Here is a 22955-nt window from a genome sequence, read left to right on the forward strand (position 1 = left end):
CCCTTCGGCACCACCCGTGCGGATCGGAGACATTCGGGACGTACGTCCTGGGTCCCGCTGTCGATCGGTCAGGTGTCGACCGAAGAAGCACGGTCGGCCCCGCATCACCCCTATGGTCCATCTCGGGAGATCTGTGGGAGGAGCGCACGTGCGCGGATTGCAACGAGCAGTGGGACTGCTCATCTTCGGTACGGCGGCCGTGGGAGCGGCCCTGTTGTGGTGGTCGGTGTCGGGTACTCCCGGCAAGTCCGACCAGCCCGCCGACGGCTTGGTTCTGGGCGCCTGGCACCTGCTGTACGACACCGAGGCGCCGAGCATGCCGACGCTCGCCGCCGCGGCCGGCCTGGCGCTGCTGTTCGCCGCCGGCGTCGCCGTCCTCGAGCGGCGGATCGCCAACCGGGCCCGGCGCAGCGAGGACGGCGAGGGCCTGCCCCTGTCGCCCAAGCACGTGATGGCCGAGACGCGCGGCGTCTTCCACGGCAACGTCACGCTGACCGTGCTGGTGCCGGCCCACAACGAGGCGGCCAGCATCCGCGCCACCCTGGCGTCGCTGTTCGCGCAGTCGCGCCCGCCGGAGCGGGTCATCGTCGTGGCCGACAACTGCACCGACGACACCGCCGACCTCGCCCGCCTCGGCGGCGCCGAGGTCTTCGAGACGGTCGACAACGTGCACAAGAAGGCCGGCGGCCTCAACCAGGCGCTGTCCCGGATCCTGCCCACCCAGGGCGAGAACGACCTGGTCATGGTGATGGACGCCGACACCGTGCTCGACGCGGGCTTCCTGGAGTCCGCCGTCCGCCGGATGATCTCCGACCGCGCCCTGATGGCGATCGGCGGCCTCTTCTACGGCGAGGAGGGCAAGGGCCTGATCGGGCAGTTCCAGCGCAACGAGTACACGCGCTACGCCCGCGACCTCCGCCGCCGCCGCGGCCGCGTGTTCGTCCTCACCGGCACCGCGACGGTCTTCCGTCCGCGCGCGCTGCGCACCGTCGCGGCCGAGCGCGGCCGGATCCTGCCCGGCGTACCCGGCGACGTCTACGACACCCTCGTCCTCACCGAGGACAACGAGATCACGCTCGCGCTCAAGACGCTCGGCGGCCTGGTCATCTCGCCGTCCGACTGCACCGTCGTCACCGAGGTGATGCCGACCTGGCGCTCGCTGTGGGCGCAGCGGCTGCGCTGGCAGCGCGGGGCGCTCGAGAACCTCGGCGAGTACGGCATGCGGCCCGCGACCTTCCGGTACTGGGCGCAGCAGCTCGGCATCGGCTACGGCGTGATCGCGCTCGGCGCCTACCTGCTGCTGATGGCGCTGATGGCGCTGTCGTTCGACACGTGGGTGTGGTTCCCGTTCTGGCTCGGCACCGGCCTGGTCTTCACCGTCGAACGGATCGTCACCGTGTGGCGGGGCGGCTGGCGCGCCCGCCTGCTCGCCGCGACGCTCTTCCCCGAGCTCGCCTACGCGCTCTACCTCGACCTGGTCTACCTGAAGGGGATCGTCGACATGTCCCTCGGTCGCACCGCCACGTGGAAGCACGTCGTCCAGACCCCGACCGGCGTGAAGGTGGACGCATGAGCACCCTCGTCTCGACCCTGGGCATCCTGTTCCCGGAGTCCCTCGTCCGCACGCACGCCTTCGGCGTCCTCGCCGCCTTCGTCGCGATCAACACGGTCATCTACGTGGCACTGTCGGTCGCCAAGGCGCTGCCGAAGATCTACGTGCGCGACCACCTGCCGCGCACCTACGAGCGGGCCGAGACCCGCAGCATCTACCCCGACGGCGACCGCTGACCCCAGCCGACTCGGCCGTCTCAGCCCACTCAGCCCACTCAGCCCACTCAGCCGAGGACGGCGGTGAGCCACGCGTTGAGGGCCGCCGCCGCCTCGGCCGTCAGCAGGTGACCGCCGGGCTCGCGCCAGGTCGCCGTCCTCGGGTGGGCGTCAGTGGTCAGGTAGTGCCAGGTCGCGTCGAGGAGCTCGCGCGGGATGACCGTGTCGGTCTCGCCCTGCGCGACGAACATCGGCGTGTCCGTCAAGCGGCCCGGGGTGATCGGCACCCCGGCGTCGAAGGGCAAGGTGCCGTAGAGGATCGCGACGCCGGCGTACCTGCTCGGGTCGGAGAGGATCAGGCCGCCCGCGAACGCCGCTCCCCCGCTGAACCCGACCAGCACGACCTTCCGGCCGTCGGGGCCGGCCGGGAGCTCGGCGTCGAGCCACTCCCGGAACCAGCTCATCGTCTCGGCCAGCGACTCCGCCACCGGCCGCCCGATCCCCCGGTTGGCGAACCACGCAAAGCCCCCGCCCTCGGCGATCGGCGCCCGCACGGCGACGTACTCGGGGCCGGCCGGCAGGTGGTCGGCCAGCGCCATGATCGACATCTCATCCGCACCGCGCCCATGCAGCAGGACGACGACGGGCGCATCCGCCGCGGTGCCCCCGCGGCGCAGGACGACGGGCTCAGCGAAGCTGGTCATGGCTCCATCATCGCGGTTCGGTCGCCCATCGCATCCCTTCGGCCCCGGGAATTGCGGGGGCGCGGGCCGGCGGGCACCGAACCATCCACAGTTCGCGCTGAAATCGACCTCGAAGCGCCGATTTCGCCCGAACGGTGGATGGTTGAGTCACGAACCCAGCACGACCAGCCACGAGAGGGCGGCCCGGGGCTGATCGGCGCGGATCCGATGAACCTGGTTGATGCCATCCCCGCCGATGACCGACCCGGCAGAAGTTTCTGCCGGGTCGGTGCGTTTCGCGAGCCAGTTTCTGCCGGGTCGGCGAACGTCAGCCCTCGGCGCCCTCGACCGCCGCCGCCAGCTTGTCGACGAGCGCGGGCAGCCCGTTCTCCCAGGCGAAGCTCAGCGCCGTCGGCGGCGACACGGAGGACACGTTCTCCCGCCCGACCATCTGCGCCACCGCACCCCGGGCGAGGGCGGGGATCGCCAGCGCCTTGCGGTCCTTCAGCATCGCGGCCGCCGACTCCGGCGTCTCGTGGTAGGTGATCACCACCTCCGCGTCGATCTGGTCCGCCTTCTCATAGCTCATCTCGTAGAAGAACCCGCCGTCCGACGTGTCGAGCTCGTCGACGCTCGGCGCGACCTGGAAGCCGAGCTTGGTGAGGATCCCGATGCGCGGGTCGCGGGCGGTGTAGAGCGAGAGCTTGTTCGGCTCGGCCCAGATGCCGGCCAGGGTCTTGCCCTCGAACTCCGGGTGCTCGGCGCGCTCGGCGGCGAAGTAGTCGTCGATGTCGGCGAGGATCCGGTCGCCTTCGGCGCTGCGGCCGAGTGCGGTCGCGGTGATCTTGATCGTCTCGTCCCACGGCGTCGTCCACGGGCCGTCGGGGAAGGCGACGACGGGCGCGATCTTGCTGAGGGTGTCGTACTGCTCCTGCGTGAGCCCCGAGTACGGCGCCAGGATCAGGTCCGGCTTGGCGGCGATGAACTCGTCGTACGGCACGGTCGCGCCGGAGCCGTCGTCGGCGAGCAGGGTCGGGTGGGCGACGCCGGCCTTGTCGTAGGCCTGCTCGACCCACGGCAGCAGGTTGCCCTTGCCGACGGTCCAGATCTGCTCGGCGACGGCGACCGGGTAGACGCCGGCGGCGATCGAGGCCTCGGTGGAGCCCCAGCCCCAGGTCGCGACCCGCGTCGGCTCCTCCTTGATCACGGTCTTTCCGTAGGCGTTCTCGATCGTGATCGGGAAGCTGTCCGTCGCCTTGACGGTGGTGGTCCCGCCCTCGGCCTTGTCGTCGTTCTCCTGGCCGCAGGCCGCCAGGGCCATGACCGCGGCCGCGCCGGCGACCATCGCGGTCAGCCGGCGGAAGGCACGTGTGGTGCGCACGCGTCTCTCCTCATCTCGTTTGGTTAGGTGAGCCTATCCTAATCAAGTACGATCAGAGGATGGCGAGCGCCCCGGTCCGCGGACGCCCCTTCGGTACGACGAGCGGCCCGCCGGTCACCGGGTCCGAGATCACCTCGGCGTCCAGGCCGAAGGCGTCGCGCACCGACGCGACGGTCAGGACGTCGCCCGGAGCGCCCTCGGCGACCACCCGCCCGGCCGACATCACGACCATGTAGTCGGCGTACCGCGCCGCGTGGTTGAGCTCGTGCAGCACCATGACGACCGTGGTCCCCCGCTCGGCGTTGAGGTCCGCGAGCAGGTCGAGCAGCTCGAGCTGGTGCGTGACGTCGAGGTACGTCGTCGGCTCGTCCAGCAGCACCGCGCTGGTCTCCTGCGCCAGCACCATCGCGATCCAGACCCGCTGCCGCTGGCCGCCCGACAGCTCCTCGAGCCGCCGCTCGGCGAGGTCCGCGACGCCGGTCGCCTCCAGCGCCCGCAGGACGACGGCGTCGTCGTCGCTCGAGTGCCGACCGAACCAGCCCTGGTGCGGGAACCGGCCCCGCCCGACCAGCTCCGCCACCCGGACGCCGTCCGGCGCGATCGACGACTGCGGCAGCACCCCGACCAGCCGCGCGAGCCGGCGCCGCGGCAGCCGGCCGATGTCCTGCCCGTCGATGGTCACCGTCCCCGCGAGATGCGGGTGCAGCCGGGCCAGTCCGCGCAGCAGTGTGGACTTGCCGCAGGCGTTGGGCCCGACGATCGCGGTCACCTTCCCCGGCGGCAGCGCCAGGTCGAGCCGATCGATGACGGTCCGGCCGCGGTAGCCGAGGGACAGTCCGGACGCGGTGATCGCGGTGCTCATGCGGTGGCCTTTCGTTCGCTGCGGGCAAGCAGCCAGAGGAGGTACGGCGCGCCGACCAGGCCGGTCACCACGCCCACGGGGGCGGCGAGACCGAACGGCGCGAGCTGTCCGAGGACGTCGGACGCGAGGGTGAGGGTGGCGCCGACGGCGGCCGACGGCAGCAGCGCCGGCCCCCCGTCGTCGACCAGCCGGCGGGCGATCGCCGGCGCCACCAGGGCGACGAAGGCGATCGGCCCGGCGACCGCGGTCGCGAGCGCGACCAGGCCGACGCCGGCGAGCAGGGCGAGCGCCCGCGCCCGGTTGGGCGCGACGCCGAGGCCGTGCGCGTGCTCGTCGCCGAGAGCGAGCGGCGCGAGCTGTCGCCCCGCGACCAACGCGAGGACGCCGAGCACGCCGACGCCGAGCGCCAGGAGGCCGAGCATCTCGTTGCGGATGTCCGAGACGCTGCCGACCGTCCACAGCAGCACGGTCCCGCCCTCGCGTAGATCCGCCTCCGAGAGCCGCCACGAGACGAGCGACGCGCAGACGTACGACAGCCCGACGCCGACCAGCACGAACCGGGTGCCGTGCAGTCCCCCGCGCCAGGCCAGCAGCCAGATCGCGGCCGCGATGCCGAGTCCGCCGAGGAGCGCCGACCCGGTGACGGCGAGCCCGCTGGCGCCGTACCCGACGATCGCGGTGATCGCCCCCAGCGAGGCGCCGCCGGAGATGCCGAGGATGTCGGGGCTCGCGAGGCTGTTGCGCAGCGTGTACTGGAAGAGCGCGCCCGCCAGCCCGAACGCCGCGCCCGCGAGGACCGCGGCGAGCCCGCGCGGCAGCTGCAGCTGACGTACGACGAGCAGGTCGAACCGGTCGCCCACCCCGAAGATCGCGGGCAGCGCGCGCTGCGGCGGCACGCCGGCCATCCCGAGGTTCAGCCCGACCAGCACCAGCGCCAGGCACGCGACGGCGCCGACGCCCACCACCGCCGACGCCCGCGCCCGCTGGCGGCGCCGCAGTCTCCGCAGCCGGGCGACGCCGGCCGAGGCCACCGGCAGCGCGGTCACAGGCCCGCCACCCGTCGGCCGCGCGCCACGGCGACGAGCACCGGCGCGCCGATGAGGGCGGCGACGACGCCGGCCTCGAGCTCGTCCTGCTTGACCAGCCGGCCGATGACGTCGGCGGCGACGAGCAGGATCGGCCCGAGCAGGGCGCACAGCGGGATCACCCAGCGGTGGTCCGTGCCGACCAGCCGCCGCGCGGCGTGCGGGACGACCAGGCCGACGAGGGCGATCGGGCCGGCGAGCGCGGTCGCCGTACCGGCGAGGCAGACGATCGCGACACCCGACAGCACCCGCGTGGCCGCGACGCTCTGCCCGAGCGCGGCCGCGACGTCGTCGCCGAGCGCGAGGCCGTTGAGGCGGTGCGCGACGAAGCCCGCGAGCACCACGCCCACCAGCAGGAAGGGCCACAGCGCGGCGACGGCGTCGGCGTCCCGTCCGGCGAGCGCGCCGACCGCCCAGAACCGCAGCTGGTTGAAGGCATCGAGGTCGCGGAAGAGCAGCAGGTTCGAGACCGGCACGAGGAGCGCCGACACGGTCGCCCCGGCGAGCGCGAGCTGCACCGGCCGGCCGTGCCCGATCGCGAAGACGACGACCGCGGCGATCGCGGCGCCGAGGAAGGCGAACCAGATCGCGCCCATCGGGCTGAGCACGCCGAACGCCGTCGCCGCGATCACGATCCCCAGCGATGCGCCGGCATTGAGGCCGAGCAGGCCGGGGTCGGCCAGCGGGTTGCGGGTGATCGCCTGGCTGAGCGCGCCGGCGAGTCCGAGCGCGGCGCCGGCGAGGACGCCGATGACGGTCCGCGGCACCCGCTGGCCGCGGATCACCTCATGGTCGACCTTGCCCGCGACCGGGTCGACGAGGGCATGCCAGGTGTCACCGAGCGCGATCCCCCGGACGCCCAGCGCCAGGCTCAGCGCGACGGCGGCCAGGAGCAGCACGCCCACCCCCACGAGGACGGCGGCCGGCCGGCCCGGCGTCCGAACTAAGGTTTGCATTACCTAAGTCAATCACATCAAGGGTGCAAAAAAGCAGCCGGGCCGCGACCTCTGGGGGGGGTCGGTCGCGGCCCGACTGCGCCCATCATGGCATACCGAGCGCACGTTCGGGCGACTTGGGCGAAGGAGCGTCGCACCCGAACGGTGATGACGCCGCTCTCACTCCCAGAACACCCGGTCGACGACGGCATGCGCCCGCCGACTGGCGCGTAGATAGTCGTCCAGCAACCTGTCCGATTCGGACAGCTGGTAGCCGAGGATCCCGGCGACCGCGCGCCGCTCCAGCGTGCCGCGCGGGAACTGGTCGCCCGGCCGACCGCGCGCCAGCAGCAGCGCATTGCGCACCCGCGAGGCCATCCGCCACGACGCGCCGAGCGTCTCGGCGTCCTCGTGCGCGATCAGCCCGGCCTCGGCCGCGGCGGTCAGCGCGGCCAGCGTCTGGGCGGTCCGCAGCCCCTCGATCTCGGCGCCGTAGCGCAGCTGGAGCAGCTGGACCGTCCACTCGATGTCGGCCAGTCCCCCGCGCCCGAGCTTGAGGTGCAGCGCCGGGTCGGCGCCGCGCGGCAGCCGCTCCTTGTCGACGCGCCCCTTGATCCGGCGGACCTCGAGGACGTCCTCGTCGGTCAGCCCGCCCTCGGGATAGCGCAGCGGGTCGATGAGCGCCGTGAACCGCTCCCGCAGCCCGGCGTCGCCGACCACCGCGTCGGCGCGCAGCAGCGCCTGCGCCTCCCAGACGTGCGACCACTTCGCGTAGTAGGCGGCGTAGGACTCCAGGGTCCGCGCCAGCGGGCCGTTGCGCCCCTCCGGACGCAGGTCGGCGTCGACCACGAGCGCCGGGTCGGGCCCGGGCGCGCCGAGCACCCGGCGCAGCTCCTCCGCCACCGCCCGCGCGTACGACGACGCCGCCTGCGGGTCGGCGCCCTCGACCGGGTCGTGCACGAAGAGCACGTCGGCGTCGCTGCCGTAGGACAGCTCGAAGCCGCCGTAGCGCCCCATCGCGATCACCGCCAGCCGGGTCGGCGGCTCCTCGAGTCCGCGCTGCGCGGCCACCGAGCGCGCGGTCACCTCGAGCGTCGCCTCCAAGGTGGCGTCGGTGAGCCGGGTCAGCGCGAAGCCGACGTCGGCCACGTCGACCAGGCCGAGGACGTCGCCGGCGGCGATGCGCAGCAGCTCCCGACGCCGTACGGCGCGTACCGCGCGGACCGCCTTCTCCGCGCCGTCCTGACGTCGGGCGGTCGCGAGCATCTCCTCGAGCATCGCCTCCGACGCCAGCGGCGCCAGGTCGCCCGCGAGCAGCCGGACGCCGGCCGGCTCGCGCTCCAGCAGGTCGGTGCAGTAGCGGGAGGTCGCGAGCAGATGGGCCAGCCGCTCGGCGACCTCGCCCTCGTCGCGCAGGGTGGAGAGATACCACGGCGTCCGGCCGAGGGTCTCGCTGATCCGGCGGAAGCCGAACAGCCCGCCGTCGGGGTCGGGGCACTCGGCGAACCACTGCAACATGGCGGGCAGCAGCGTCCGCTGGATGACGGCGGTGCGGGACACCCCGGCGGTCAGCGCCTCCAGGTTGCGCAGCGCGGCCTGCGGGTCGGCGTAGCCGAGGGCGGCGAGGCGCGCCCCGGCCGCCTCCGACGACAGCCGCACCTCGTCGGACGCGATCCGCGCGACCGCGGACAGCAGCGGCCGGTAGAAGATCTTCTGGTGCAGCCGGCTGACCTCGCGCCGGTGGTGCCCCCAGGTGTCGTCGAGCCGCTTCTCCGACTCCTTGAGGAAGCCGAGGCTGCGGCCGAGCCGGCGCAGCGCCGCCTCGTCCGACGGTACGACGTGGGTGCGCTGCAGGCGGTGGAGCTGGATCCGGTGCTCGAGCTGGCGCAGGAAGGCGTAGGCCCGGTGCAGCGACTCGCCGTCCTCGCGGCCGACGTAGCCGTTCTCGGTGAGCCGGGCCAGCGCGCTCAGCGTCGTCGGCGGCCGGATCCGCTCGTCGGCGCGGCCGTGCACGAGCTGCAGCAGCTGGACCGCGAACTCGACGTCGCGCAGCCCGCCCGCGCCCAGCTTGAGCTGGCGGTCGGCCTCCTTGGCCGGGATGTGATCGAGGACCCGCCGTCGCATCGCGCGTGCGGCGTCGACGAAGCCCTCGCGATCGGCCGCCGACCAGACCATCGGCTGCACCATCGCCACGAACGCGCGGCCCAGGTCGAGGTCGCCCGCGACCGCGCGCGCCTTGAGCAGCGCCTGGTACTCCCACGGCTCGGCCCAGCGCTCGTAGTAGGCCCGGTGGCTGGCGATCGTGCGGCTGAGCGGACCGGCCTTGCCCTCGGGGCGCAGCGCCGCGTCGACCGGCCAGATCGTGCCCTCGGCGGTGTGGTCGGAGCAGACCTGCATCAACTGCGCCGCGAGCCGGGCCGCGACCCTCGCGGCGGAGGCGAGCGCCTGGTCGTCGGCGTCCGGATCGACGACCTCGTGCACGAAGATCACGTCGACGTCGGAGACGTAGTTGAGCTCGTGGCCGCCGCACTTGCCCATCGCCACGACCGCCAGCCGGACGGCGTCCGCGTCGGCGCCGATGCGCTCGCGCGCCACCACGAGCGCTGCGTCGAGCGTGCCGGCGGCGAGATCGGCGAGCTCGGCCGCGGCGTCGTCGACGGCCAGGTCGTGGGCCAGGTCGCGCGCGGCGAGCCGGAGCAGCTGGCGGCGGTACTCCACGCGCAGCGCGTCGACCGCCTCCCGGTCCGGCTTCCCGGCGACCGCGTCGAGCAGCGCGGCGCGCATCGCCCAGGCCGCGGGCCGGGTCGACCCGAGCGTCGGGTCGGTCAGCTCGCGCCACTGCTCCGGGTGGTGGCCGAGATGGTCGGCCAGCGCGGCGCTCGCGCCGAGGACGCGGAGCAGGCGCATCGCCGTACCCTCGTCGTCGCGGACGGCGTCGAGCAACTCGGCCCGGTCGTCGACGGCGTCGGCGAGGCGGCACAGCGCCCGCAGCGCGGCGTCCGGGTCGGCACTCTGCCCGAGATAGGGCAGCAGCTCGCCCGCCCCGGCACCGATCTGCTCGAGCCCTGCCTGGGCCGCATCGAGGTCGACGAAGCCGAGACGGAGCAGCTCGGTGCGCTGGCTGGCGCGGTTCACGCTCGTCCCTGGTGCCCTACAACACCGGCAGCATGCGGTCGCGCTCGAAGACCGAGACCTGGCCGCGGTACTCGTCCCACTCCGCCCGCTTGTTGCGCAGGAAGTAGTCGAAGACCTGCTCCCCCAGCGTCTCGGCGAGCAGCTCGGAGTGCTCGGCGATGGTGATCGCGTCGTTGAGGTTCTTGGGCAGCGGCTCGATGCCGAGGCTGCGGCGCTCGCGCTCGGTGAGCGCCCACACGTCGTCCTCGGCCTCGCGCGGGAGCTCGTAGTCGTTCTCGATGCCCTTGAGCCCGGCGGCCAGGACGGCGGCGTAGGCGAGGTAGGGGTTGCACGCGGAGTCGACCGAGCGCAGCTCGATCCGGGTCGACTGGCCCTTGAGCGGCTTGTACATCGGCACCCGGACCATCGCCGAGCGGTTGTTGTGGCCCCAGCAGATGTACGACGGCGCCTCGCCGCCGAACATCATCCGCTTGTAGGAGTTGACCCACTGGTTGGTGACCACGCTGATCTCGCTGGCGTGGCGCAGGATGCCGGCGATGAACTGCCGCCCGGTCTTGGAGAGCTGGTACTCCGCGCCCGCCTCGTAGAAGGCGTTCTGGTCGCCCTCGAAGAGCGAGAGGTGGGTGTGCATGCCGGAGCCGGGGTGCTCGGTGAAGGGCTTGGGCATGAACGTCGCCCAGATCCCCTGGTTGAGCGCGACCTCACGGATCACGGTGCGGAAGGTCATGATGTTGTCGGCGGTGGTGAGCGCGTCGGCGTACCGGAGGTCGATCTCCTGCTGGCCCGGGCCGCCCTCGTGGTGGCTGAACTCCACCGAGATGCCCATCGCCTCGAGCATGGTGATCGCCTCGCGGCGGAAGTCGGAGCCGTGGGAGTGGGCGGCGTGGTCGAAGTAGCCGCTGCGGTCGATCGGCACCGGCTCGACGCCCGGCTGCGGCTCGTCCTTGAACAGGTAGAACTCGATCTCGGGGTGCGTATAGAAGGTGAACCCCTGGTCGGCCGCCTTGCTCAGCGTCCGCTTGAGCACGTTGCGCGGGTCGGCGTACGACGCGGACCCGTCGGGCATCACGATGTCGCAGAACATGCGCGCGGTCGCCGGCCCCTCCATGCTGCGCCACGGCAGGATCTGGAAGGTCGTGGGGTCGGGCAGCGCGAGCATGTCGGCCTCGTAGACGCGGGCGAAGCCCTCGATGGCCGAGCCGTCGAAGCCGATGCCCTCGGAGAACGCGCCCTCCAGCTCGGCCGGCGCGACCGCCACCGACTTGAGGAACCCGAGCACGTCGGTGAACCACAGCCGCACGAACCGGACGTCTCGCTCCTCGAGAGCGCGGAGAACGAAGTCCTCTTGCTTACCCATGGCCGCAGCCTAGTGGCGGGCTGTTTCGGAGGGGTTGCGGTGTCGCGATCGGCTAGCCGTGTCGCGCGACCCGCACGCAGCAGCCCGGCTCCGGATCGACCTGCTCGGTCTCGGCGCCGCACCGGGTGGCGAGCGCGGCGAGGAAGGTCCGGTTGACGCCGCAGACCAGCCCCCGGTGGTCGGCCGCGAGCCGGTCGAACGGACAGTTGGTGAGCGCCGCACCGCCGTCGTCGGCCGGGCGCGGCTCGTAGCCCAGCGGCGCCAGCGCGTCGAGGAAGCCGCCCTCGACGGCGACCGCGTCGGCCGCCGCCTGCGCCGCGTCGGCGAGCGCGGCGGGCATCGGCGTCCCGCCGAGGTTGCGCTCGACCGCGTCGGCCAGCACCTGCCCGGCCAGGTCGTAGCGGCGGCTCGGGACGCTGACGGTCAGCTCGCGATGCGCCCGGCGGTAGAGCTTGGCGGGGCGGCCGGCGCCGGGGCCGGTGCGGCCGGTGAGCCGGCGGAACTCGGTGACCAGCAGGCCCTCGTCGACCAGCTTCTCGAGGTGGAACTTCGCCGTGTGCCGCGGTACGTCGACCCCGGTCGCGGCCTGGTCGCGGCTCACCGCGCCGGGCTGCTCGGCGACGAAGCGGTAGAGCGCACGTCGTACCGGATCGGCGAGGGTGCCGACGCGGGCCACCCGTCGTCCGAAGGTCTCCTCCATGGCCGCTCCCCTCTCCCGATCTTCTAGCAGACACGAGTCTTGTCGAAAGATCGCGCCAGGTCTACCGTCAATCTTGATGTCCCTTACAACGGGACCGCTCGAGAAAGGGGCCGACCATGGCCAGCACCCACGCGTGGGACACCATGACCCACGAGATGCGTGAGGAGATGCACGACCTGGTGCACTTCGGCAGCATCGACGCCGCTCACCAGAGCCGCGTGGCTCTCTGGGCGACGATGACCGTCCTCCCCATCCTGTGGGGACTCGACATGTTCGCGAATATCGTCACCGACCGCACGACCTGGGAGGGCACGCTCTCGACCTGGGCCAACAACATCCTGCCCGGCAGCGCGTCCGCCGCCGTGGTCTGGATCGGTGTGATCACCCTGCTCATCGGGCTGCTCGTCGCCGCCATGCCGCAGTTCGGCGGGGACGTGCTGGGTGTCTGGTTCGCGATCTTGGCCATCAACCTGTTCAGCGTCGACCAGATGGCCTTCCTCGGCCTCGGCATGGTCGCGCTCGCGCTCTGCTCCTTCGCGATGGCCCGCCTGATGCGGGGCGACCACCGGCGCGAGGCGTAGCCGCCGCTGCTAGCGCTCGCCTCGGCGCCGCCGGGGCGAGCCCGGCGGGTGCCAGGTCCAGTCGGTCGGCAGCGCGATGCCGTCGAGCCCGATGCCCTGGTAGATGAGCCGGTAGGCGTCCGGGTCCTCCTGGCGCTGGCGCTCGAACATCCGGTGCAGGTTGGCCCACAGCGGCGTGCTGCTCGCCGACCCGAGGTACTCCCCCGTGTTCGTCGCGGGCAGCACCTGCGTCTGCAGACCCAGCCCGGTCAGCAGGCGGCGCGCGTAGGAGTCCATGATCATCACGACGAACTCGATGTCGTTGGCGAAGGCCGCGGTCACGATGCCGTGGTAGAGCGCGGCCGCGCACAGGCCGCCACGCCCCGATCCCGGCCGTACGGCGACGGTCGCGATGTCCCACGTCTTCGCCGGATCGACGCCCGCCGCCCGCGCCGAGCGCACGCCGTCGACGCCCCACGGCGGCCGCGAGGTGTCGTTGAGCGTCTTCAGACCCGCCGGACCGGGCGCGATGAAGCGCGCCGTCGCGACCGCCTCGTCGTCCTCGTCGAGGACGGTCATGAAGCCGGTCGACTCGAGATAGGGGCCGTACTCGGCCTCCATCTGGTGCTCGTCGTTGCCGTAGGTCTCGAGGAAGACGTCGGCCTCGCACTTGAGTGCGGCAGCCAGCTCGTCGCCGACGGGTTCGAGGACGAAGCGCAGAGGGGCGGCGTTCACCCGAGCATCATCATCTCCGCGGCGTCGCTGCGCCAACTGCGGACCCACCCTTCGATATCGGATGCGGGCATCGGCCGCGCCACGTGATAGCCCTGCACGGTGTCGATGCCCATCGCCACGAGCGCGGCCAGGTCGGCGGCGTTCTCGACGCCCTCGGCGACGATCCGCATGTCCAGGGCGTGGGCGAGCTGGATCGTGGAGCCGACGATCATCCGGCTGCGGTTGTCGACGGCGACATTGCGGACCAGCGAGCGGTCGATCTTGAGCTCCTGGACCGGCAGGTTGCGCAGATAGGTCAGCGACGAGAAGCCGGTGCCGTAGTCGTCGATCGAGACCTGGACGCCGTGGCTGCGCAGGTCGAGCAGGACGTCGCGGGTGCGGTGGGGGTCGGAGAGGAAGGAGTCCTCGGTGACCTCGAGCACCAGGCCCTCGGACGGCACGTCGCTCTCCTTGATCGCCGCGTAGAGCTGCGGCAGGAAGGCGTGGCCGAGCAGCTCGGTCGGCGCGCAGTTGATCGCGACCCGCAGGTTGAGCCCGGCGCGCAGGTGGCGGCGGTGGTCCTGGACCGCCTGCCGGGCGATCGTCTCCGACAGGGCGGCCATCAGGCCGGCCCGGCGCGCGGCCGGCAGGAAGGAGACCGGGCTGATCACGCCCTGCACCGGGTGGCGCCAGCGCACCAGCGCCTCGAGCCCGGAGATCTCCATGGTCGCCACGTCGAGCTGCGGCTGGTACCAGACCTCGATCTGGCCGTCGGCGATGCCCTTGCGCAGCTCCTCGGCCAGCTGCAGCCGGCTGCGGGAGAACTCGTCGAGCTCGGAGTCGTAGAGCGCGGCGCCCATGCTGGTGTTCTTGGCCTGGTACATCGCCACGTCGGCCCGCCGCAGCATCTCGCCGCTGTCGGCGTCGTCGGGCTGGGCGATGGTGATGCCGATCGAGCCGGACGGGCAGATCTCGATGCCGTCGACCACGATCGGCTTGCCGAGCTCGCGGAGCACCCGGTGGGCGGTCTCCATCAGCACCAGCTCGTCGCGGGTGCCGAGGATGAGCGCGAACTCGTCGCCGCCGAGCCGGGCGACCAGGTCGTGGGGCCCGGTCGCCTCGCGCATCCGGACGGCGACCATCCGCAGCACGGTGTCGCCGACCTGGTGGCCGAGCGCGTCGTTGATCTCCTTGAAGCCGTCGAGGTCGAGCAGCATCAGCGACAGCGGCCGCCCCTGCGGCAGCCCGTCCTCGAGCCGGACCCGCACCGCACGCCGGTTGGGCAGCTTGGTCAGGTCGTCGGTCTGCGACAGCGCGAACGCCTCGGTCGCCCGGTTGGCGTCGCGCAGGGCGAGTCCCATCCGCCAGGCGACGGTCACCATGGTGAGGATCGCGGGCGGCAGCGTGTAGTAGGCCAGCGCCTCGTCAGGGCGGATCAGCAGCACCGCCGTGGCCGCGGCGCCGGCGCTGAGCAGGATCGCCGTACCGGGGGTCTTGGGCAGGGCCCGGATGACGGTCCGGTCGGGGCGGCAGGCGGCGGCGACGAGCAGCGCGAACGCGCCGCCCCACAGCGCGTTGCTGGCGTTGCCGAAGTCGTAGGTGCGCGCCGACGCCTGCAGCGTGAAGCCGGAGTCGGCACAGGCCAGCAGGGTGAACGCGATGCCGAGCATCAGCGACTTGCGCAGGTCGCTGCGCAGGTCGAGCAGGGCCTGGCCGAGGACGGCGAGCGCCAGCACCAGGTCGGCCAGCGGATAGATCAGCGCCAGCAGCAGGGGCACGCCCTGCTGGCCCGACGCGAGCTGGATCGGCGTGACCAGCAGCAGCGAGGCGAGGCACGAGGTGCCGCCGCAGATGACGGCGATGTCGAGCCAGCCGCGCGTCGCGCGGAGCTGGCGGCGGTCGACGTCGCGCATCAGGTAGCCGGCCATGCCGAGATAGGACAGCAGGAACAGCCACTCGCCCGGCGCCGGGAAGTGCGGCCGGCCGGTGGCCGACTGGGCGTTGACCGACATCGAGCCCAGCGCCCACGCCGCGATCGCGGCGAGCAGCATGAGGAGCGCGGCCCGTCGTCCCGGATAGAGGCGGATGGCGAGCCCGAGCCGCACCAGCAGCATCGGGAAGAAGATGGTCAGCGTCGTGAGCAGGATCGCCTGGCTGTTGGCGTGGGCCGCCGACTGCGCGATCTGGTTGACCACGAGCCCGACGATCAGCCAGACCCAGGACATGGCCGCGACCACGCGCTCGGCCAGAGCGATGCGGGGCGAGGCAGGTGCGGCAGTGCGGCTTCGGGTCATCGCCCGACCTCCTCGCTCGTCGACGGGTCCTCTCCCAGAACTCGTCGGCAGGTCCAGGTCAGTCCTTACCCGATTTGTGGGTAAAAGTTCAAGCCCCTCAGACCTCCGGGACGTGCTCGCGGAGCTCGGCCAGCCAGGCGGCCGGGCTGGCGTCGGACGGCATCCGCCAGTCGCCCCGCGGCGACATGGTGCCGCCCGGGCTCACCTTCGGGCCGTTCGGCAGGGCGGAGCGCTTGAACTGGCTGCTGAAGAAGCGTCGCACGAACACCTCCAGCCACTTCCGGATCGTCGCCAGGTCGTACGACGCCTCGCCCGTCCCCCACGCGTGGTGGGCCAGGAAGGCGATCTTGCTGGGCCGGTAGCCGCGGCGCAGCACGTGGTAGAGCGTGAAGTCCTGCAAGGCGTAGGGGCCGACGGAGTCCTCGGTGCGCTGCTCGCCGCCCGGGATCAGCTCGGGCGTGATCTCCTGCTCGAGGATCGCCTGGAGCACCCCATTGACGCAGCCGGCGTCGTCGTCGTGGTCCGTGTCACTCTCAGCGTGCAGCTGGTCGGTGTCGATCACCCACCGGATCAGGTGCTGGATGAGGGTCTTCGGGACGCCGGCGTTGACGTTGTAGTGCGACATCTGGTCGCCGACGCCGTAGGTGCACCAGCCGAGCGCGAGCTCGGACAGGTCGCCCGTGCCGAGCACGATGCCGCCGCGGTGGTTGGCGAGCCGGAACAGGTAGTCGGTGCGCAGGCCGGCCTGGACGTTCTCGAAGGTGACGTCGTAGACCGGCTCGCCGCCGCTGAACGGGTGGCCGAGGTCGTGGAGCATCTGGGTCGCCGCGGGCTTGATGTCGAGCTCGGCGAAGGTGCAGCCGAGCGCCGTGGCGAGGCGGGTGGCGTACGACTTGGTGGTGTCACCGGTCGCGAAGCCCGGCATCGTGAAGGCATGGATGTCGCTGCGCGGGCGGCCGAGCCGGTCCATCGCCTTCGCCGCAACGATGAGCGCGTGGGTCGAGTCGAGGCCGCCGCTGACGCCGATGACGACCTTGGGCTGGCCGATCGCGCTGAGCCGCTGCTCGAGGCCGGAGACCTGGATGTTGTAGGCCTCGTAGCAGTCCTGGGCGAGGCGGGCGGGGTCGTCGGGCACGAACGGGAAGCGGGCGATCTTGCGGCGCAGCCCGATGTCGCCGGCGGGCGGGTCGAGCTCGAACTCCACCCGCGTGAACTGGTCGCGATCGACGCCGATCGCCGCGAGGTTGTCGTCGAACGTCCCCTGCCGCATCCGCTCCTGGCGCAGCCGGTCGAGGTCGACGTCGACGACCGTCGCCCGCGGCCCGTCGGGGAACCGCTCGGTCTCCCCCAGCAGGTCACCCATCTCGTAGACCATGGTCTGGCCGTCCCAGGACAGGTCGGTCGTCGACTCCCCCTGGCCCGCGGCGGCGTAGACATAGGCCGCATTGCACCGCGCGCTCGCGCTGCGGACCAGCATCCGCCGGTCCTCGGCCCGCGCGATGGTGATCGGGCTGCCCGAGATGTTGGCGAGCACCGTCGCACCGGCCAGCGCCGCGTGGGCGCTCGGCGGCACCGGCACCCACATGTCCTCGCAGACCTCGACGTGCAGGTCGAGCCCGCGGACGTCGGTCGCGGAGAAGATCAGGTCGTTGCCGAACGGGACGTCCTCGCCGTTGAGCTCGATCACGCCGTCCGCCGCGCACTCGTTCGCCCCGGCCGCGAACCAGCGCGCCTCGTAGAACTCGCGATAGGTCGGGAGGTACGACTTCGGCGCCACCCCGAGCACCCGGCCACCCTGGATCACCACCGCGCAGTTGAACACCCGGTTGCCGCGCGCCAGCGGCGCCCCGACCACCAGCACCGTGCGCAGGTCGGCCGACGCCACGGTCAGGTCGAGGATCGCCTCCCGCACCGCGTCGAGCAGCGTGTCCTGGAGGAAGAGGTCGTCGACGGCGTACCCGGTCAGGCCCAGCTCGGGGAACACCGCCACCGCCACCCCGTCGTCGTGCAGGGCGCGCGCCTGCTCGAGGATCCGCGCGGCGTTGGTCGCCGGGTCGGCGATGGCGACCGGCAGGGTCACCGCCGCGACCCGGGCGAACCCGTGGGCGTAGGCCGAGTAGAAGTCCACGGGGGAAGTCTAGGAGTGCGATGAGAGTGCGATGAGAGTGCGATGAGTACGTGGCCTCGAAGCGGTCTGCCCGTCATGACCCTCACGAGCGGCCACATCCAGCCGTGCCTCTGGTTCGACGACGACCTCGAGGAGGCGGCCCGGTTCTACACCGGCATCTTCCCGAACTCCTCGATCGGCCACCTCAGCCGCTACACCGAGGCCGGCCACGGCGTCCCCGGGAGCGTGATGGCCGCCGAGTTCACGCTCGACGGGCTCACCTTCCGCGGCATCAACGGCGGCCCGGAGTTCCGGTTCACCGAGGCGGTGTCGTTCGCGGTCACCTGCCGCGACCAGTCCGAGGTCGACTACTACTGGGACTCGCTCGTCGACGGCGGCGAGGAGTCGATGTGCGGATGGCTCAAGGACCGCTTCGGACTCTCGTGGCAGATCGTCCCGGCGCGGCTCTACGAGCTGGTCGCCGACCCGGTGCCGGAGCGGGCGCTCGCGGCGACCCGGGCGATGCTGGGGATGCGCCGGCTGGTCGTCGCCGAGCTCGAGGCGGCCGCCGACGCGGCGGTCCCCAGGTGAGCGCCAGGTGAGCGCCAGGTGAGCGCCGGGTGAGCGCCGGGTGACCGAGCACACAGCGCGCCGGAGCGTCGTACCCGACTAGCCTCGTCAGTGCCCGTCAACGAACGTGGACCCGCACCATGCGGGCCGCGAGTCACCAGAAACGGAGCTCGACGATGAGCAGCAGCACCCCCGAGGAGACCGCCCCGTACGGCGGCGGCGCCGCCCCCGCGGCGGCCTCCGGATCCGCGCCGATCAAGCGGATCCGCACCCATCACCTGCGTGAGATGAAGCAGCGCGGCGAGCGCTTCTCGATGCTCACCAGCTATGACCAGTACACCGCGCAGATCTTCGACGAGGCCGGCATCGAGGTCCTCCTCGTCGGCGACAGCGCGTCCAACAACGTCCTCGGCAACGCCACCTCGCTGCCGATCACGGTCGACGAGCTGCTGCCGCTCACCCGGGCGGTCAGCCGCTCGGTCTCGCGCGCGCTGGTCGTCGGCGACCTGCCGTTCGGCAGCTACCAGGCCTCGCCCGAGCAGGGCTATCTGACCGCCGCCCGGTTCATGAAGGAGGGCGGCGCCCACTGCGTCAAGCTCGAGGGCGGTGTCGAGATGGCCCCGCAGATCGAGCGGATGACCCGTGGCGGCATCCCGGTCATGGCCCACATCGGCTTCACCCCGCAGTCCGAGCACGCGCTCGGCGGCTACCGGGTCCAGGGCCGCGGCGACACCGCCGACCGCGTCCTGCGCGACGCGCTCGCCGTCCAGGAGGCCGGGGCGTTCTCGGTCGTCATGGAGATGGTCCCCGGCGACGTGGCCGCCGAGGTGACCGCCAAGCTCGAGATCCCGACCATCGGCATCGGCGCCGGCAACCAGTGCGACGGCCAGGTCCTCGTGTGGCAGGACGCCTTCGGCCTCCGCAGCGGGCGCCTGCCCCGCTTCGTCAAGCAGTACGCCGACCTCCGCTCGACGCTGCTCGACGCCGCGCGGGCCTACGACGCCGAGGTCAAGGACGGCAGCTTCCCGGCGCCCGAGCACACCTTCTGACACAGTCCGGTGGGTGAGCGTGATCTATGTGTCACGCTCACCCACCCGGCTCATGCGGCCGGTCGACCTCGAGCACCAGCACCTGCCCGTCCGCCAGCCGCCACTCGCAGTCGGTGAAGCGCAGCCGCCCGGAGGAGTCCCGCCGCGGGCGCTGCCGCGACGGCGCCGCCAGGCCGGCCGCCCGGCACATGCGCCGGACGTCGATCTCCGCGGCCGACTGCGCGCCGCCGGCGATCTCGGCCAGCGCCCGCCGGAACCGGTCCGCGCCGCGGAGCGGACTCATCCGGTCGACCCACTCCAGCAGCCGATCCGGTGCACGGACCGGCGCAGCTCGCGCAGCGGCCGGCGGGTGCGGACGAACGCGACGCCGGGATGGCCCTCACCCACATCGGCGCTGTGCGGCACCAGCACGGTGATGTCGTCGCGGTGCCAGCTCCGCAGGCCGGCGACCGCGGCGGCGGTGAGGTCGCCGATGATCACCCCGGCGCCGCCGTGCAGCACCCCAGCCACATCAGCCGTTCGCGGGAGAGCTCCCCTGTCGTCGTCGCGATCACCGTCGGCGTGCGCACCGCCCAGCGCTCCGTCGCGACCCGACGCCGCACGACCCGGGCCCCCGTCGGGCGGGCGTCAGACCAGCCCGCGCCGGACCAGCAGCGGCTCGATCGGCGCGGGCCGGCCGTGCCACTCCTCGTACGACTCGAGCGGGTCGCGGGTGCCGCCGATGCCGATCACGTGGCGGAGGTACTGCTCGCCGTTCTCGCGCGTCAGTCCGCCGTTCTCGCGGAACCACGCGACCGTGTCGGCATCGAGCACCTCGCTCCAGATGTAGGAGTAGTAGGCCGACGCGTAGCCCGAGCTGAAGCTGTGGGCGAAGTACGGCGTGCTGTAGCGCGGCGGCACCGCCGGGTTGTCGAGGCCGGCGTTGGCGAGGGCGCGCCGCTCGAAGGCGGCGACGTCCGCGACGTCGGTCGGCACGTCGGCCGCCGCCAGCTCGTGCCAGGCCAGGTCGATCAGCGCGGCCGCGAGGTACTCGCTCGTCGCGAAGCCCTCGTTGAACGTCTCCGCCGCCCGCAGCCGCTCGACCACGTCGGCCGGGATCGGCTCGCCGGTCTGGTGGTGGACGGCGTAGTTGGCCAGCACCTCCGGCCACAGGATCCACATCTCGTTGACCTGCGAGGGGTACTCGACGAAGTCGCGAAAGACCGCCGTCCCCGCGAACTTGGGGTACGTCGCCCGCGCGAGCAGGCCGTGCAGCGCGTGGCCGAACTCGTGGAACAGCGTGCGCGTCTCGTCCCAGGTCAGCAGCGTCGCCTCCCCCGCGGCCGGCTTCGGCACGTTGAGGTTGTTGACGACGACCGCCGAGTCGACGCCCATCAGCCCGGACTGCGTGACGAAGCTGCTCATCCACGCCCCGCCCCGCTTGGAGTCGCGGGTGTAGAGGTCGAGCAGGTAGAGGCCGATCGGCTCGCCGTCGCGGCTCACCTCGAAGACGCGGACGTCGGCGTGGTAGCCGGGCAGGTCGGGGCGCTCGGCGAAGCTGAGCCCGTAGAGCCGCTCGGCCGCGAAGAAGACGCCGTCGCGCAGCACCCGCTCGGCCTCGAACCACGGACGCAACGCGGCCAGGTCGACGTCGTAGCGGGCGGCGCGGACCTTCTCGGCGTAGAACGGCCAGTCCCACGGCTCGACCGCGAACCCGGCCTGCTCCGACATCGCCTCCTGCTCCAACCGCGCATTGCGGGCGGCGGGCGCGGCGAGCCGCTCGAGGAGTGAGCGGACCGCCTTCGGCGTACCGGCGGTGTTGTCGGCGGTCACGACCGCGGCGTGGTTGTCGAACCCGAGCAGTCGCGCCCGCTCGGCCCGCAGCCGCAGGACGGCGAGCGCCAGCGCGCGGGTGTCATGATCGCCGCCCCGGCTGCCGCGGCTGCGCTGGGCCTCGGACAGCCGCTGCCGCAGCCCGCGATCGGTGAGCGCGGACAGGTGGGGGTGGGCGGTCGGCAGCACCAGGGTGAGCAGGTACTGCCCGGTCAGGCCGCGCGCCTCAGCGGCCGCGGCCGCGGCGGAGATCTCGCCGGCGGTGAGCCCGTCGAGCTCGGCGACGTCGTCGACGACCACCGCGAGGTCGTTGCTGTCGGCCTGCAGGGCCAGCTCGAAGGCGGTCTCCTTGGTCGAGATCTCCTCGTTGAGCGCGCGCAGCCGGTCCTTCTCGGCGTCGCCGAGCGCCGCGCCGGCGAGCCGGAACTCGGTGACATACCGCTCGACGAGGTACGACGCCTCGGCGTCGAGCTCGCTGCGGTCGGCGTGGACGGCCTGGATCCGGCGCCAGAGCGCCGGGTCGAGCAGGATCGCGTCGCTGTGCGCGGCCAGCCGCGGCGCGAACTCCGCGCGGACGGCGTCGACCGCCGGGTTGGCGTCAGCGCTGGCCTTGTTCCAGAACACGCGCAGCACGCGGGCCAGTTGCTCGCCGCTGCGCTCCAGCGGCACGAGCGTGTTGGCGAAGGTCGGAGCCGCCGGGTCAGCCGTGATCGCGGCGATCGCCGCGAGCTGCCCGGCCATCGCGGTCGCGATGGCCGGGCCGTAGTCGTCGTCGTCGATCGCCGCGAACCGCGGCAGCTGGTGCGGGAGGTCGCTGGTCCCGAGCAGTGCGTCCGTCGTCACGGAGCCCACTCTAGGCGGGAGGCGGCGTCGGCTCCTCCGAGCTCGGGTCGGTCGGCTGGTCGGCGGGCTGGTCGGCCGGCGGGTCGGCCGGCTGGCTGCTCGGCTGGTCGGTCGGCTCGGGCGTCGGGTCCGGCGTCGGCTCGGGTGTGGGCGTCGGCTCGGGCTCGGGCGTGGGCGTCGGGTCCGGAGTCGGCGTCGGGTCCGGCGGCGGCGTCGGGTCCGGCGGCGGCGTCGGGTCCGGCGGCGGCGTCGGGTCGGGCGTCGGCGTGGGCGTCGGGGTCGGGGTCGGCGGCGTCACCGGCGGCACGGCGGGCGTGGTCGGCGTCGGCGGCTTGGGGCCCGGTGCCGGCGGGGCGCCGTTCGGCACGGCCGGGTCGGGGTGCTTGCTCGCGTGGAGGTGGGGCTTCGGCGAGCAGTGGCAGACCGCTGGCATGTCCGGGATGGTGATCGGCACCGGCCGCAGCGAGATCGTCGAGCTGGCGAGGATGCTCACCTGCTGCGTCCGGTACGACGCGACCAGCTGGCGCACGTTGCGCGCGAAGCCCGGCGTGGCGTCGTACTGCCGGAGGACGGTGTGCAGCGCCTTCGCCTGCGCCAGGTCCTGCCCGCCCGCACAGAGCAGCACGGCGGCGGCGAGCGCGGCGTCGTTGATGTCCTGCGGGTTGCGGACGGAGTCGTTGTTCGCGTCGACCGCGACCGTCGACCAGGTCTCCGGCAGCAGCCCCATCGGGCCGACCGGGGCGTCCCAGTGAGGGTTGCCGTCGAGCTTGCCGCCGTCGGTGTCGGAGACGGTGCCCCGGCCGCCGCGGCCGTTGAGCGGCTTGCCGACGTACGCCGGCTCGTCCACGCCCTGGGCGCTCAGGTGATACTGCCCGGGCGCTCCGAGGCCGAGCCCGTGACCGGACTCGATCCGTCCGATCGCGGCGAGGACCAGCCAGTCGAGATTGCAGTGGGTGGCGGTGTCGATGATCGTCGCGGCCCGCTGGTATGCCGCGGTCGCCTCCACCGGCGCGGCAGAGAGCTGGTCGGCCGGAGCCGGCGTCAGCGCGGCGCCGTGCGCGACGACGGCCACGCCGTCCCCGGGGCCGGGCGCGGCGAGCG

20 protein-coding genes are annotated in these 22955 nt (G+C 72.7%); 5 read left to right on the forward strand and 15 right to left on the reverse strand.

What is annotated here, in order from left to right; translation table 11 throughout:
- Positions 1-169 precede the first annotated feature (169 nt).
- Positions 170-1573, forward strand: a complete 1404-nt coding sequence (locus AB4880_RS01040; RefSeq protein WP_367917339.1) for a glycosyltransferase family 2 protein — start codon at positions 170-172, stop codon at positions 1571-1573.
- Positions 1570-1788 carry a hypothetical protein gene (locus tag AB4880_RS01045; protein ID WP_367917340.1) on the forward strand — a complete coding sequence of 73 codons (219 nt, stop codon included), beginning with the start codon at positions 1570-1572 and terminating at the stop codon, positions 1786-1788. The genes AB4880_RS01040 and AB4880_RS01045 overlap by 4 nt, the downstream gene beginning before the upstream one ends.
- Positions 1789-1835: 47 nt before the next feature.
- Here the strand turns inward: AB4880_RS01045 and AB4880_RS01050 are convergent, their stop codons facing one another.
- From AB4880_RS01050 to AB4880_RS01085, 8 genes are all read right to left on the reverse strand, one after another.
- Complete coding sequence (locus AB4880_RS01050; protein ID WP_367917341.1) at positions 1836-2471, reverse strand: alpha/beta hydrolase; 636 nt, start codon at positions 2469-2471, stop codon at positions 1836-1838.
- A 307-nt stretch (positions 2472-2778) separates the two neighbouring features.
- On the reverse strand, positions 2779-3831 hold the full coding sequence (locus AB4880_RS01055; protein ID WP_367917342.1) for an iron-siderophore ABC transporter substrate-binding protein: 1053 nt from the start codon (positions 3829-3831) through the stop codon (positions 2779-2781).
- 52 nt (positions 3832-3883) lie between these two features.
- Positions 3884-4693: an ABC transporter ATP-binding protein gene (locus AB4880_RS01060; RefSeq protein WP_367917343.1), complete on the reverse strand. Its 810-nt coding sequence runs from the start codon at positions 4691-4693 to the stop codon at positions 3884-3886.
- A complete protein-coding gene (locus tag AB4880_RS01065) occupies positions 4690-5739 on the reverse strand; it encodes a FecCD family ABC transporter permease (RefSeq protein ID WP_367917344.1) in 1050 nt (349 codons plus the stop codon). The genes AB4880_RS01060 and AB4880_RS01065 overlap by 4 nt, the downstream gene beginning before the upstream one ends.
- Positions 5736-6734 carry a FecCD family ABC transporter permease gene (locus AB4880_RS01070; protein ID WP_367917345.1) on the reverse strand — a complete coding sequence of 333 codons (999 nt, stop codon included), beginning with the start codon at positions 6732-6734 and terminating at the stop codon, positions 5736-5738. Before AB4880_RS01070 ends, AB4880_RS01065 begins: the two co-directional genes overlap by 4 nt.
- A gap of 159 nt (positions 6735-6893) precedes the next feature.
- Positions 6894-9848, reverse strand: coding sequence for a bifunctional [glutamine synthetase] adenylyltransferase/[glutamine synthetase]-adenylyl-L-tyrosine phosphorylase (locus tag AB4880_RS01075; protein WP_367917346.1), 2955 nt, complete (start codon positions 9846-9848; stop codon positions 6894-6896).
- Positions 9849-9864: 16 nt separating this feature from the next.
- Positions 9865-11205 (reverse strand): glutamine synthetase family protein, encoded by a 1341-nt coding sequence (locus AB4880_RS01080; RefSeq protein WP_367917347.1) that lies wholly within the window; start codon positions 11203-11205, stop codon positions 9865-9867.
- A gap of 52 nt (positions 11206-11257) precedes the next feature.
- On the reverse strand, positions 11258-11905 hold the full coding sequence (locus AB4880_RS01085; protein ID WP_367917348.1) for a helix-turn-helix transcriptional regulator: 648 nt from the start codon (positions 11903-11905) through the stop codon (positions 11258-11260).
- A 116-nt stretch (positions 11906-12021) separates the two neighbouring features.
- Between AB4880_RS01085 and AB4880_RS01090 the strand changes: the two genes are divergently transcribed.
- Complete coding sequence (locus tag AB4880_RS01090; RefSeq protein ID WP_367917349.1) at positions 12022-12486, forward strand: hypothetical protein; 465 nt, start codon at positions 12022-12024, stop codon at positions 12484-12486.
- Between the two features lie 9 nt (positions 12487-12495).
- Here the strand turns inward: AB4880_RS01090 and AB4880_RS01095 are convergent, their stop codons facing one another.
- The 3 genes from AB4880_RS01095 to AB4880_RS01105 all read right to left on the reverse strand — a co-directional run bounded on the left by AB4880_RS01095 (position 12496) and on the right by AB4880_RS01105 (position 17601).
- Positions 12496-13200, reverse strand: coding sequence for a hypothetical protein (locus AB4880_RS01095; RefSeq protein WP_367917350.1), 705 nt, complete (start codon positions 13198-13200; stop codon positions 12496-12498).
- The gene (locus tag AB4880_RS01100) at positions 13197-15473 is read right to left on the reverse strand and encodes a putative bifunctional diguanylate cyclase/phosphodiesterase (protein WP_367917351.1); all 2277 of its coding nucleotides are present in this window, start codon (positions 15471-15473) and stop codon (positions 13197-13199) included. Before AB4880_RS01100 ends, AB4880_RS01095 begins: the two co-directional genes overlap by 4 nt.
- Before the next feature lie 97 nt (positions 15474-15570).
- A complete protein-coding gene (locus AB4880_RS01105; protein WP_367917352.1) occupies positions 15571-17601 on the reverse strand; it encodes an NAD(+) synthase in 2031 nt (676 codons plus the stop codon).
- A gap of 75 nt (positions 17602-17676) precedes the next feature.
- Here AB4880_RS01105 and AB4880_RS01110 point away from each other — a divergent pair, with 75 nt between their 5' ends.
- Both AB4880_RS01110 and panB read left to right on the forward strand, forming a co-directional pair.
- Entirely contained in the window at positions 17677-18171 is a 495-nt protein-coding gene (locus tag AB4880_RS01110) for a VOC family protein (RefSeq protein WP_367917353.1), read from the forward strand.
- 155 nt (positions 18172-18326) lie between these two features.
- Entirely contained in the window at positions 18327-19199 is an 873-nt protein-coding gene (gene panB, locus AB4880_RS01115) for a 3-methyl-2-oxobutanoate hydroxymethyltransferase (protein ID WP_367917354.1), read from the forward strand.
- A gap of 37 nt (positions 19200-19236) precedes the next feature.
- On the opposite strand, the gene AB4880_RS01120 is transcribed toward panB, so the two are convergent.
- From AB4880_RS01120 to AB4880_RS01135, 4 genes are all read right to left on the reverse strand, one after another.
- Entirely contained in the window at positions 19237-19482 is a 246-nt protein-coding gene (locus AB4880_RS01120; protein ID WP_367917355.1) for a hypothetical protein, read from the reverse strand.
- Positions 19479-19700 (reverse strand): hypothetical protein, encoded by a 222-nt coding sequence (locus AB4880_RS01125; RefSeq protein WP_367917356.1) that lies wholly within the window; start codon positions 19698-19700, stop codon positions 19479-19481. The genes AB4880_RS01120 and AB4880_RS01125 overlap by 4 nt, the downstream gene beginning before the upstream one ends.
- A 126-nt stretch (positions 19701-19826) precedes the next feature.
- A complete protein-coding gene (locus tag AB4880_RS01130) occupies positions 19827-21854 on the reverse strand; it encodes a M3 family metallopeptidase (protein WP_367917357.1) in 2028 nt (675 codons plus the stop codon).
- 10 nt (positions 21855-21864) lie between these two features.
- The coding region (locus tag AB4880_RS01135) for a lysozyme family protein (RefSeq protein ID WP_367917358.1) at positions 21865-22955 on the reverse strand (1091 nt) is incomplete at its 5' end.

This window comes from Nocardioides ginsengisoli, from assembly GCF_039537225.1.
GTDB lineage: Bacteria > Actinomycetota > Actinomycetes > Propionibacteriales > Nocardioidaceae > Nocardioides > Nocardioides ginsengisoli.